Here is a 12,570-nt window from a genome sequence, read left to right as displayed (position 1 = left end):
TCTGCGACTGGGCCGGCCATCCTTTATTTTCATGACAGTTTGGTCCGGGAGCGGGCTGGAATTATCCGAATTTCGGGCATTTACAGGATGCCGGGCGTGGAAGGCTGGTTGTCTTCTTGCCAAGGAGAGACGTCAAAAAAACCCACTTGCCCAGGCAAGCGGGTTTTTTCGTTTGTAGGATAAGGAAAAGCCTTACTTGATTTTGGCTTCCTTGAATTCCACGTGCTTCTTTGCCACCGGATCATATTTCCGCTTGACCATTTTTTCGGTCATGGTGCGGGAATTCTTTTTGGTGACGTAAAAGTAACCCGTGTCAGCGGTGCTGACCAGACGGATTTTGATTGTTGTTGCCTTAGCCATATTGCCTTTTCCGTCATTTGGACCCGCAAAAGACCAGTTATGCCGAAGGGCTGACTGCTGTCTGGATTGGCGGGCCGAAGATGCGCTGAGCGGAAAAGCAACCTGCTCAGCAAAAAACTGTTTCGAAGCGCCAAACTACGCAAAGTTGGCTTATTGTCAAGAGGAGGCTGCAAATTATTGACGCCATTCTTGCTGCTCGGCTCTCTTTTGCCGGTTATTTTCAACCCAACTACCGGGAAGGTGCGGGTGGTGGTGTATTGCGATGCTATATCTCAGCCCTCATCATCGATTTTCCGGACATATAGAAAAAGGGTGTCGGGGTCTGAGGGGTGAGATCCGGATCCTTTGCAAGACGGATTTCCAGCTCATGCAGAATTTCTTTTGTTATGCGTGGCAGGTCAAGATCGTGGGCACGGGTGATCGAATGCCATTCAAGATCTTCCAACTCTCCCGAGGGGCCGGTCCCTTCTGGCAGACGATCGCAGATGTGATTGGCGTCGACTGCAAAAAAGCGGGTGTCAAAGCGGCGGGTTCGTCCGGGAGGCGTTATCGCGCGACCGATGAATCGAATTGGGTCTAGATTGGGCAAGAGTTGACGTTCGTCGAAAGCCTGCCAGTCATCTCCCTTGAGGCGTTGGTCGGCGTCTGCTTCCTTCGCTCCGATGAAAAGACCGGCTTCCTCATAAGTCTCGCGAATGGCACATATGGCCATGCCACGGATTCGGGCGAGGCTGTTGCCATTCTTTGCTTCGAAACGAAGCTTCTCCAAAATGTCGGGGTGCAAGTCGCCGGCAAAGGGGACTAAGCGATCGCCAAGGTCCAGCCGTCCACCTGGAAATACGAATTTTCCGGGCATGAAGCGGTGGCGCATATGGCGGCGTCCGATAAGGATTTTCGTCTCACCATGATCCCGGTCGAGAATGATGAGCGTTGCGGCATCTTTGGGCCTGACATTCACGTGGGACTTGTCATAAAGCCTCGCGGCATTGGCAGACAAGGCTGCATGCACTGTCGGATTCTTTGCCTTGGTCATCATGTCATTTCGCGTCTTGCAACGTTGTGTAACCGCGTTTTAGCGACCTTTTCCGGGTTTGCCCCGGCCCTTGTTGCCCCTTGGGCGGACAGTTCCCGGTTTCTTGCGTGCCCTGCCTTTGAAGCCGGCATTGGTTCGGCCTTCGCGCAGACCCGCTCGCGGGCCCTTGCCTTTGGGGTGTTTGCGACCTTCAGACAGCATTTCAAAGCGCAAGGCTCCGGCCATGGGGGCTGCCTCGACCAGCTTCACATCAACCGTGTCTCCCAGACGGAAGGTTTCGCCTGATGCTTCACCGACCAGTTGATGATTGGCTTCATCGAAACTGTAATAGTCGTATCCCAGTGTTGATGCTGGAATGAAGCCATCGGCGCCAGTGTCCGATAGTTGCACGAACAGGCCGACCCGGGTGACCCCTGAAATCTTGCCATGAAATGTTGCTCCAACCCGCTCAGAGAGAAAAGCCGCGATCAGGCGGTCCTTTGTATCACGCTCGGCGGTCATGGCCCTGCGCTCGGTTGTCGAGATGTGGGATGCGATGTCGCCAAGGCGGCTGTCAAACCCGCCGGGCAGGCCGTCATTTCCAAGCTTGAGTGCTGCGATCAGCGCTCTATGGACCACAAGGTCGGCGTAGCGGCGGATGGGCGAGGTGAAATGCGCATATTTGTGCAGGTTAAGGCCGAAATGGCCGATATTGTCTGGATGATATTCGGCCTGGGCCTGTGAACGCAAAATCACCTGACTGACCAGCGGTGCATGTTCCGTTTCTGCGGTTTTGCGCAGGATCGAGTTGAACATCGAAGGGCGCAGATTGCCTCCCTTGGGAAAGCTCAAATCCATTGAGGCGAGGAATTCGCGTAAACCCTCCAGCTTTTCCGGGGAGGGATTGTCGTGGATGCGATAGATCAGCCCCTGCTTGTGCTTTTCAAGAGTTTCAGCGGCAGCCACGTTGGCCTGGATCATGAATTCTTCGACCAGCTTGTGTGCGTCAAGGCGAGGGGGGATAAAAACCCGGTCAATCGTGCCATCCGGCTTCAGCAGAAGTTTCCGTTCCGGGATATCGAGTTCCAACGGTTCACGATTGTCGCGGCCTTCCTTGAGCACAGAATAGCCCTGCCAGAGGGGTTTGAGGATCGGTTCGAGGATCGGGCCAGTCTGTTCATCGGTTTGGCCGTCAATGGCGTTCTGTGCCTGATTGTAGGAGATGCCTGCGGCAACGCGGATCATGACGCGGTGAAAGCTGTGGCGCAGTTTCTTGCCGTGCTTGTCAAAGATCATGCGGACGGCCATCGAGGGGCGATCCCGACCTTCTTTCAGAGAGCATAGATCATTGGAAATGCGCTCTGGCAGCATAGGCACCACCCGGTCCGGGAAATAGACCGAGTTACCACGGTTGAAGGCTTCCTGATCAAGGCTGGTTCCCATGCGGATATGATAGGCGACATCGGCAATGGCGACATAGGCTATGACGCCGCCTTCATTGGCTGGATCCTTGTCCATTTCGGCATAGATGGCGTCATCGTGATCTTTCGCATCTGCCGGGTCAATGGTGATCAGGGGGATGTCGCGCCAGTCTTCGCGGCCCATGATGCCCGGCTCCGTGGCGCGCTCCGCTTCCATAAGGACAGAATCGGGGAAGACATGGGGAATACCCAATGCATGGATCGAAATCATGCTGACAGCCTGTTCGGAGGCCATCGGACCAATGATTTCGCGCACATGGGCGCGTGGTGTTTTGGAGCGACCTGAACGGGTTATGGAAACGGCAACGAGGTCGCCTTCCTCAGCCTCGCCCCTTGCCGCATCGTCAATGGCCATTTCCTGGGTTTTCTTGTCGATCGGGACAAGCCGTCCGCCCCCATGTACAGGGTCGCGACGATAGATGCCGAGGATGGAATCCTCTCGTTTGGGCAAAATCTTGATGACACGAACAGCCTCGCGAATGCCTGCCATTTCGAAGTGATCGAGATCCTTTTCAAGGAGCTTGGCCAGAACACGATCACCGATGCCGGGCACGGCTTTCGATTTCTTGTCCGGCTCGACCAGAACCCGCGGAGGAGGGGCATTCTCATCGCTTTCCCACTTTATGGGAACGCCGACAAGATCGCCATCGCGATCACGCTCGACGATGCGATAGATTCCGACCGAAGGCAGCTCGCCAGCCTTGACGAGGCGTTTGCGGCTCTTCTCGATGTGACCGTCTTCGGTCAGTTCTTTCAGAATACGCTTGAGCCCGATGCGGGCCCCGCCTGAAATATTGAAGGCGCGCGCGATTTCACGCTTGCCTGCCTTGCCGGGATTTTCGGCAATAAAGGCCAGGATTTCCTCTTTTGAGGGGAGGCCGTCTTCCATTGTGGGTCTGCGTTTGCGTATCACGGTGCGGTCCTTCTCATGCAAAGAGGAATGTGTCTTTCAGACTTGTCGATCAGCTTTCCCCGGTTTCTTCTTTGTCTTGAGCGTCTGTCGCGGATGCCGATTTCTTTTTCGCTGTGCTCTTCTTTGTTGTCGATTTCTTGGCGGTCGTCTTTTTTGTGGTGGTTTTTTTCGTCGTCGCCTTTTTGGCTGCGGTCTTTTTGGCAGGGCTTTTCTCTGCCTTGGCCGCGATCAACTCGAGCGCCTTTTCCATCGTCACATCTTCCGGCTTGAGATCCTTTGGCAACGTGGCGTTGATCTTGCCGTGATTGACATAGGGGCCATAGCGGCCTGCCTTGACGGTGATGGCGCCGCCATCGGGATGCTCGCCCAATTCCTTGAGGGCCTGCGCCGTGCGGCGTCCACCGCCGTTGGCCCGCTTTTCTGCAAGCAGGCTTACCGCATGGTTGAGGCCAACCGTGAAGACATCGTCGATACCTGGCAGATTGGCATATGTCCCGTCATGCAGCACAAAGGGGCCATAGCGGCCAAGGCCTGCGCTGATCATCTTGCCATCTTCGGGATGCTCGCCGACTTCTCGCGGCAAGGAGAGCAGCTTGAGGGCCTTTTCAAGGTCAATGGTTTCGATGTCCCAACCCTTTGGAATGGAGGAACGAGGAGGCTTTTTCTCATCGCCCAGCTGCACATAGGGGCCAAAACGACCTGTGCGAAGGGAAACCTCCAGACCGCTTTCCGGATCAATGCCCAGAACCTTGGGGCCGGTATCTGCGGTTGCCTGCTCTTCACCGTTGCCATCGGCGGTCAACTGGCGCGTGTAGCCACAGTCCGGATAGTTCGAGCAGCCGACAAATGCGCCATAGCGGCTTGTCTTGAGGCTCAGGCGGCCATCATCGCAAGACGGGCAGGCTCTTGGGTCCTTGCCGTCTTCACGCGGTGGGAAGGCGTAGGACGCGAGCACTTCATTGAGTGTGTCCAGCACCTGAGAGACGCGCAGTTCCTTTGTGCCATCGACATGGTTGGAGAACTCTTTCCAGAAGTCGCGCAAAACGTCTTTCCAGTCCAATTCGCCGGCCGAGATGCGGTCAAGCTTTTCCTCAAGATCCGCCGTGAAGTCATATTGCACATAGCGTTCGAAGAAATTGGACAGGAACCCGGTCACCAGACGTCCCTTGGATTCCGGGATCAGGCGTTTCTTGTCGAGTATCACATAGCCCCTGTCACGCAGGACCGAGAGTGTCGCTGTATAGGTTGATGGACGTCCGATGCCCAATTCTTCCATGCGCTTGATGAGTGTTGCCTCTGTAAAGCGTGGCGGCGGCTCGGTATGATGCTGGTTCGCGGTGATGGCTTTCTGCTTTGCCACTTCGCCATCGCTCATCGGCGGCAGGCGGTTGCTGTCCTCATCATCGGAATCGTCTTTTGTTTCGGTATAAAGGGTCAGAAAACCGTCAAAGCGGACCACCTGACCGGTTGCCCGCAAATCGGCATGGCGCGATCCATTCGTTGCCAGAATATCGACGGTCGTGCGCTCCATCTGGGCAGACGCCATCTGGCTGGCCATGGTGCGGCGCCAAATGAGGGTATAGAGCTTGAGCTGTTCGTCATCGAGATATTGGGCCATCTTGTTGGGATGGCGGGTGATATCGGTGGGGCGAATAGCTTCGTGCGCTTCCTGTGCGTTCTTGGCCTTTGTGGAATAGACCCGCGGTTTTTCCGGCAGGTAGTTTTTGCCAAATTCATTCTCGATGGCCGAGCGGATCGGGCCGATGGCTTCGGGCGCGATCTGGACACCATCAGTACGCATATAGGTGATGAGACCCGTGGTCTCGCCACCCAAAGAGACCCCTTCATAGAGTTTCTGAGCGATCTGCATGGTGCGGGCGGCGGCAAAACCAAGCTTTCGAGAGGCTTCCTGCTGAAGGGTCGAGGTGGTGAATGGCGCAAAGGGGTTGCGTTTGACCGGTTTGGCTTCAATGGATTGAACGGAGAGCTTCGCTCCTTCAATCAATTGCTTGATATCACTTGCCTCGGCTTCGGTCCTGATGTCGTGACGCCCTTTCTTGTCGCCATCAACCGCTGTGATCCGAGCCTGGAAATCATCCCCGGCAGCCGTTTCGAGATCTGCCAGAATGGACCAGTATTCCTGCGGGACAAAAGCCTCAATCTCTTCTTCGCGCTGACAGACAAGGCGCAGGGCAACCGATTGCACCCGGCCCGCCGAGCGGGCTCCGGGCAATTTGCGCCACAGAACCGGCGACAGGGTGAAGCCGACGAGATAATCGAGCGCACGGCGGGCCAGATAGGCATCGACAAGCGGCGCATCTATCTCGCGCGGATGTTTCATCGCCTCCAGAATGGATTCTTTGGTAATTGCGTTGAACACAACCCTCTGGATCGGTTGATCCTTCAACACACCGCGCTTTTTTTTCAACACCTCAAGCACATGCCAGGAGATGGCCTCACCCTCTCTATCAGGGTCAGTTGCGAGAATGAGACGGTCGGACGACTTGACAGCTTCGGCAATTTCGGTCAGGCGTTTTTTTGATTTTGCATCCGCTTCCCAGATCATCGAGAAATCATCGTCTGGCAGTACAGAACCGTCTTTTGATGGCAAATCCCGAACATGTCCATATGAAGCCAAGACTTTGTAATTCTTGCCTAAATACTTGTTGATGGTCTTGGCTTTTGCGGGCGATTCTACAATTACAACGTCCATGTGAAATCCATACTGTCCCTTAGGGCCTGAGCCGTTCCGGCCAATGAGAAAATCTGGTCGGTTGGTCGCGCTGCGGTCCGATTCTTATAGTGTCAACGCTAGTCAAATGACTGCTTCCATCCCTCAGGTCAAGGGTAGCTGCACTTTTAAGCGGATAATTCTTCTCTTTCACACATGCAATCAAACTGTGAAAATACAACTTTAAATATGTAAGTTGGTTGTATACAATTTATTTTAATGTCTGTATGGTCTAAACTATAAGATACATGAGATTTACCGATTTTCCAAAAGAACTCACTGTTGGGAGTGCAGCGTGAAAGAAGAGTTGAATATGCTGGATGACACCTCGCCAACCAAAACGGCCGACTATATTTATGCGCATTTGCAGGATTTGACGCGTCTGGCGCGTCAGAATGACATGGCCATGCTGGTCTATCTTCTCGAGATGGCTCAAATTGAGGCCATGGAAATTGCGAGTCAGATCCGACCGATCCATAAAGGGTAGGGGTGCGGGCCGTTGTCTTTGCGAGAGTTGCTCAACGGGATCACGAATGTGATATTCGTTGCGCAGATCAATAGGTTCTTGGTTGTCTGAACGGGTTGGTTGTGACCGCGAGGTATCGTGGTCGCTTGGGTGTGCTCGCCTCTGACCAGTTATGCATTTGGCAAACAGGTCACGCCTTTAGCGATACTGACTGGTTGGTATGGCGTTCAAGACGGCCTGCCAAATCCAATTCCAAAAGCATAAGCTGGATCTGACCGGTGGGAAGACCTGTCTGCCGGATCAGATCGTCAAGGCTCACGGGCGTGATGCCAAGGCACTGGGAGAAACGGATTCTGTCTCTGTTTTCGGCTTCCTCATCCCAATGCTGCATATCGATTGCTGGCGCGGTGTTCTCAAACAACAAGCTGGTCTGAACCGGTTCGCTTCGAGGTTGTTCGCTCAGATTATCGAGGATGTCGCGGGCTTCACAAACAAGGTGAGCACCCTGTTTGATGAGGTGATTGGTGCCGCTGGCTCGTGGGTCCAGAGGAGAGCCTGGAACGGCAAAGACTTCCCGGCCTTGTTCCAGCGCATAATTGGCAGTGATCAGAGATCCTGATTTCTTTGCTGCTTCGATGACGAGTGTTCCGCTGGAAACTCCCGAAATGATCCGGTTGCGACGCGGGAAATCCCGACTGCGCGCCGGTGCGTCCCATGGCGTTTCGGAGATGAGCAAACCCTGTTTGGCAATTGCATGCGCAAGCTCGATATTCTCTTTGGGATAAAGATGATTGAGCCCACCTGCGAGAACGGCAACAGTTCCCGTCCCAAGCGCTGCCTTGTGAGCCCAGGTATCGATGCCGCGTGCCAATCCTGAAACGATGACTATTCCCTGTCCGCCAAGGTCTGAGGCCAGCATGCCTGTCAGTTTGGCGCCACTGGCAGAACAATTGCGTGATCCGACAATGGCAACAGAAGGCTTCGAGGCCAGAGATGCATCACCGACCATTGTGAGCAGAGGAGGGCGTCCGGGAATGTGGTTGAGAAATTTCGGATAATCGGGTTCGCCCATCGCAACCAGATAGGCTCCTGCCTGATGCAGCGCGTTCCACTCCCGCTCGGTTTCTGCGATGGAGGGGACGTGAAAGGACTTCCGTGCTCCACCTTTTCGAGACAGATCCGGCAAGGCATCGACGGATTTTTCTGCGCTGCCAAAATGGTTGATCAGGTCACGAAAGGTTGCCGGGCCGACATTTTCGCAGCGGATCAGCCTTAGCCAATGAAACCGTTGCTCATCAGTCAGCTTGAGCGATTTTTCAGGGAACAGGGGATCATCATGAGAGGAATTGGTCGTCATTCAGAGCCCCTTGCATTTTCCGGTTCTTTGAAACTCATGGCTCGGGCTTGTCCTCAATCCGGTCTTCTTGCTGCTTCTCGGTGGCGAGTGCGTCTTTTCCCGCTCCTATCTTTTCTTCCGTTCCGGCCAAAAGACGGAAGATGTTCGTCTTGTGTCTGATCCAGAGCATAAGGCTGAGAATGGCGAATAGCTGAGCCAGGTGCCACTGTTCGAAGCCGATGAGGACAAAGGGTGTCAGGGCACTGGCAATCAGGGCAGAGAGCGAGGAATAGCGGCTCAGGTAGGCAGAACTGAGCCACATGAGGGCAAAGACAACAAAGGCTGGCCAATAGAGGCCCAGCAACACACCAACATAGGTTGCGACTCCTTTGCCGCCTTTGAATTTCAGCCAAATGGGGAAAAGATGACCAAGAAAGGCGCCAAGACCTGCAAAATTGGCAGTTTCAATCGCCCAGTTCCCACCCAGTTCCTTTGCCACGACCACGGCGAAGGCTCCTTTGAGCAGATCGCCCAGCAACGTCAGGGCGGCAAGGTGCTTGCTTCCGGTGCGCAGGACATTCGTGGTGCCGATATTGCCTGATCCGATCAAGCGGATGTCGCCCTTGCCTGCGAGGCGTGTGAGGATGAGGCCAAAGGGGATTGAACCCAGAATGTAGCCAAAAAGAAGAGCAGCGGCAAAAAAAGACAGAGGGGGATTCCAGCTAATCAAGTCCGTCATGGTCACCTGTCTGCCTGAAATTTTTCTCGCACGGGGCGTGATCCGCTTACATTCGGATGGCGGGACTCGATTGATCTCGCCATCCCGGCGATTTTAGCAGATTTTTCAGCTCGGATCGTAGTGATAAACCTGTTGACCGTCAACGTAGGTCTGCAAAACCTTTCCTGACAGCTTTGACTTGTGGAAGGCTGTGTTCTTGGACCGTGATTTCAGCATGTCGCGACGCATGACCCAAGGCAGATCTGGGTCAAAGATGATGATATCTGCGGGCATCCCCGGTTTGAGACTGCCAGCGTCAAGACCCAACAAGGAAGCAGGTGTGGTCGACAGCGCCTTGATGACTTGCGTCATGGAGAGCTGATTGTCGTGGACCAGCCGCATGGATGCGGACAGCATGGTTTCAAGGCCAACCGCCCCGTCGGCGCATTCTGCGAATGGGTGACGCTTTGTATCCACGTCCTGAGGGTCATGGGCAGAAACAATGACATCGATCGTGCCATCTGCGACCCCTTCGATCATGGCAAGACGCTCGTCTTCCGTGCGAAGCGGCGGCGACATCTTGTAGAAGGTGCGATAAAGGCCGATGTCATTCTCATTCAGTGTCAGATGGTTGATCGAGACGCCGCACGTCACGTCAAGGCCCTTGTCTTTCGCCCTGCGGATGATGTCGAGGCTTTCGGCGCAGGAGATCTGACCGGCGTGATAGCGGCAGCCCGTGAGCTGGGCAAGGCGGGTGTCCCGCGCCACCATGATGGTTTCGGCTTCCGATGGAATGCCCGGCAGGCCGAGGCGTGTCGAGGTTTCGCCCAGATTCATCACCCCATTGCCTACCAGATCCGGATCTTCGGGATGATGGACAATGAGCGCGCCGAAATCATTGGCATAAGTCATCACGCGGCGCATGATCTGAGCGTTGGTAATGGCTTTGCGACCGTTGGAAAGGGCGACGGCTCCAGCTTCCAGCATCAGGCCGATTTCGGTCATTTCCTTGCCTTCAAGACCCCGTGTCATGGCTGCATAGGGTTTTACATGAACGCGGGCGGTATCGCGGGCACGGCGTTTGATGAAGTCGACGAGGGCAATGTCATCAATCACGGGGTCGGTGTCTGGCATGCAGGCCATTGTGGTCACACCGCCTGCGGCTGCGGCGTGACTGGCACTGCGCAGGGTCTCGCGGTGTTCTGCTCCCGGCTCGCCGGTGGTCACATGCATATCGACCAGTCCGGGAGCTGCGATCTTGCCACCGCCATCGACGCGGAGAATGTCTTCGGGCAACTGTCCGGCAACATTGGCGCCAATAGCCTTGATCTTGCCGTCTTCAACCAGGATCGCGCCTTTTTCATCAAGCCCGGCTGACGGGTCGATCAAGTGCAGATTGGTGAGGGCAAACGCTGCTTGCTGTCTTTCTGGCATAATCATTTTTCCCTCTTATTCCGTTTCCACCGGGCCAAATTCGAAACTGTTCTTGGCCAGAGTTTCGATCACTGCCATGCGAACAGCGACGCCCATTTCTACTTGCTCATGAATGACCGATCGGCCTGAATCTGCGACCGAGCTGTCAATCTCGATGCCCCGGTTCATCGGTCCGGGATGCATCACGATTGCGTCATCTTTGGCCTGTTTGAGCTTTTCCTCATCGAGGCCATAGAAGTGGAAATATTCACGGCTGGAAGGGACAAAGGCACCGCTCATGCGCTCCAGTTGCAAGCGCAGCATCATTACGACATCTGCATCGGCAAGGCCCTCTTTCATGTTCCTGTAGCATTTGACACCCATCGCTTCGACATTGGCTGGCAACAGGGTGGTTGGCGCGATCAGGCGGACTTCCGCGCCCATCGCCGTCAGCAACAGGATGTTGGAGCGGGCGACGCGCGAATGCAAAATGTCACCGCAAATGGCGACAACCAGATTGTCGAGCCGTTTCTTGTGGCGACGGATGGTCAAGGCGTCGAGCAGGGCTTGCGTCGGGTGCTCATGAGCCCCGTCACCGGCATTGATCACCGAGCAGCCGACCTTGCGGGCAAGAAGCTGGGGTGCACCCGCGGCGGCGTGGCGGACAACAAGGATATCAGGGTTCATGGCGCTGAGCGTCATGGCCGTATCAAGCAGGGTTTCGCCCTTGCTGACGGATGAGTTTCTGACCGCCATATTCATGACGTCGGCCCCAAGGCGTTTTCCGGCAAGCTCGAAAGAGCTTTGGGTTCGCGTCGAGGCTTCAAAAAACAGGTTGATCTGGGTCCGGCCCTTGAGCGTGACCTTTTTTTTCTCGACCTGTCGGGAGATCTCGACGGCTTCTTCGGCCAAGTCCAATAGAGCTGTGATTTCGGGTGGGGTGAGCCCGGCTATTCCGAGCAGATGGCGATGCGCAAATGCCACGATTTCATTCCTAGCGTTTCAGAGGTTTCGCTAGATTCATAGCTATAGGTCGAAATCGGATTCGCTTCAAGTCCCCCTCAAGCTTCACCAAGTCACCTAAAGCCGGGAGCCGGTTGCCCTCCCGGTTCAGCCAGACACCGGGAGGATGTGCCATTTATCCTTCTAGCCTGCGAGAAAGGCATGGATGAAGCTCAACCAGGCGGTGATCGCAACCGCAGACAGGGGGGTCTGCCAGGTGACGATCGCCGCAATGAGAGGTGCGTTGCCTCCCATCTTCTTGGCCAGTACATAACTGTTCATCGCAGTGGGTACTGCGGTCGCGATTATGACCACGTCAAGGGGATGACCGCTCAGCCCAAACAGCAGCCCGAAGCCTAAGGCCATTGCGGGCATACCGACGAGGCGCAATATGCAAGCGAACCAGACATCGCGTGCCGGTGGAATGGCGTTTTTCAGTCTCAGACCAGAGCCGACAATGAGCAAGGCGCAGGCGAGACCTGCACGTCCGGTAATGTCGACAGATGCTTCCAGAGGTCCCCAGACCGGAATTTCAAACAGGTTCACGCAAAGGCCAACGACCGAAGCGATGATGAAAGGATTTTTGATGATATTGATCAAAACATTGGAAAGACTTGGACGGGTTTCGGCAGCAAAAATGGCCATGATGGCAACAATAATGATGTTGATGAGCGGTATCATCGCAGCCATTGCCACGGCAACGAGCGCCATTGCATCGTCGCCATAGGCCTTCTGGACAATCGCCAGGGCCATGAAGCCATTCCATCGCAGCACCCCTTGATAGATCGATGTGTAGGAGGGGTTGTCTACCGAGAAGACAGAGCGCAGTAGCGGATAGAGCGCCAGCATGAGAATGGCCATCAGAATGATGGCAGCCACCAGGGCAAATGTCATGTCACCCAAGGGGACATTTTTCAAATCGGCCTTGTAGAGGGAATTGAAAATGAGCGCCGGGAAAAACAACCAGTAGGAAATGGTCTCCATACCGGCCCAATGGTCTTCAGGGACAAGATTGCTTCTACGGATATAAAGCCCCAGGCCGACCAGGAAAAAGGTTGGAATTATGGCTTCGATAATCGGGTTCATTGGCAGGCCTTTTTGTCTGTCGGGGGGGGGGAGTGTAGACAGGTGAGAGCTA

10 protein-coding genes are annotated in these 12,570 nt (G+C 54.9%); 1 reads left to right on the top strand and 9 read right to left on the bottom strand.

Annotated elements, in window-relative coordinates; all coding sequences use genetic code 11:
- Nucleotides 1–192: 192 nt before the first annotated feature.
- The 4 genes from rpmG to topA all read right to left on the bottom strand — a co-directional run bounded on the left by rpmG (nucleotide 193) and on the right by topA (nucleotide 6,479).
- Nucleotides 193–360: a 50S ribosomal protein L33 gene (gene rpmG, locus ACHZB8_RS15525; protein WP_090071899.1), complete on the bottom strand. Its 168-nt coding sequence runs from the start codon at nucleotides 358–360 to the stop codon at nucleotides 193–195.
- Nucleotides 361–625: 265 nt separating this feature from the next.
- Complete coding sequence (locus tag ACHZB8_RS15520) at nucleotides 626–1,396, bottom strand: NUDIX hydrolase (protein WP_316861651.1); 771 nt, start codon at nucleotides 1,394–1,396, stop codon at nucleotides 626–628.
- Between the two features lie 36 nt (nucleotides 1,397–1,432).
- The gene (gene rnr / locus ACHZB8_RS15515; RefSeq protein ID WP_394706210.1) at nucleotides 1,433–3,766 is read right to left on the bottom strand and encodes a ribonuclease R; all 2,334 of its coding nucleotides are present in this window, start codon (nucleotides 3,764–3,766) and stop codon (nucleotides 1,433–1,435) included.
- A gap of 49 nt (nucleotides 3,767–3,815) precedes the next feature.
- On the bottom strand, nucleotides 3,816–6,479 hold the full coding sequence (topA, locus tag ACHZB8_RS15510; RefSeq protein ID WP_316861650.1) for a type I DNA topoisomerase: 2,664 nt from the start codon (nucleotides 6,477–6,479) through the stop codon (nucleotides 3,816–3,818).
- Nucleotides 6,480–6,792: 313 nt separating this feature from the next.
- Here topA and ACHZB8_RS15505 point away from each other — a divergent pair, with 313 nt between their 5' ends.
- Complete coding sequence (locus ACHZB8_RS15505; protein WP_316861649.1) at nucleotides 6,793–6,984, top strand: hypothetical protein; 192 nt, start codon at nucleotides 6,793–6,795, stop codon at nucleotides 6,982–6,984.
- Nucleotides 6,985–7,153: 169 nt separating this feature from the next.
- Here the strand turns inward: ACHZB8_RS15505 and dprA are convergent, their stop codons facing one another.
- The 5 genes from dprA to ACHZB8_RS15480 form a co-directional block, all read right to left on the bottom strand.
- Entirely contained in the window at nucleotides 7,154–8,320 is a 1,167-nt protein-coding gene (gene dprA / locus ACHZB8_RS15500) for a DNA-processing protein DprA (protein ID WP_316861648.1), read from the bottom strand.
- A gap of 34 nt (nucleotides 8,321–8,354) precedes the next feature.
- Complete coding sequence (plsY, locus tag ACHZB8_RS15495) at nucleotides 8,355–9,038, bottom strand: glycerol-3-phosphate 1-O-acyltransferase PlsY (protein WP_316861647.1); 684 nt, start codon at nucleotides 9,036–9,038, stop codon at nucleotides 8,355–8,357.
- A gap of 105 nt (nucleotides 9,039–9,143) precedes the next feature.
- On the bottom strand, nucleotides 9,144–10,457 hold the full coding sequence (locus ACHZB8_RS15490) for a dihydroorotase (protein ID WP_316861645.1): 1,314 nt from the start codon (nucleotides 10,455–10,457) through the stop codon (nucleotides 9,144–9,146).
- A 9-nt stretch (nucleotides 10,458–10,466) separates the two neighbouring features.
- On the bottom strand, nucleotides 10,467–11,417 hold the full coding sequence (locus ACHZB8_RS15485) for an aspartate carbamoyltransferase catalytic subunit (protein ID WP_316861873.1): 951 nt from the start codon (nucleotides 11,415–11,417) through the stop codon (nucleotides 10,467–10,469).
- A 159-nt stretch (nucleotides 11,418–11,576) separates the two neighbouring features.
- Nucleotides 11,577–12,518: an AEC family transporter gene (locus ACHZB8_RS15480; protein ID WP_316861643.1), complete on the bottom strand. Its 942-nt coding sequence runs from the start codon at nucleotides 12,516–12,518 to the stop codon at nucleotides 11,577–11,579.
- Nucleotides 12,519–12,570: the final 52 nt, after the last annotated feature.

The sequence above is a fragment of the uncultured Cohaesibacter sp. genome (genome assembly GCF_963556055.3).
Classification (GTDB): Bacteria; Pseudomonadota; Alphaproteobacteria; order Rhizobiales; family Cohaesibacteraceae; genus Cohaesibacter.
Note: the sequence above shows the minus strand (reverse complement) of the source record. Positions and strands in the feature narration are given on the sequence as shown.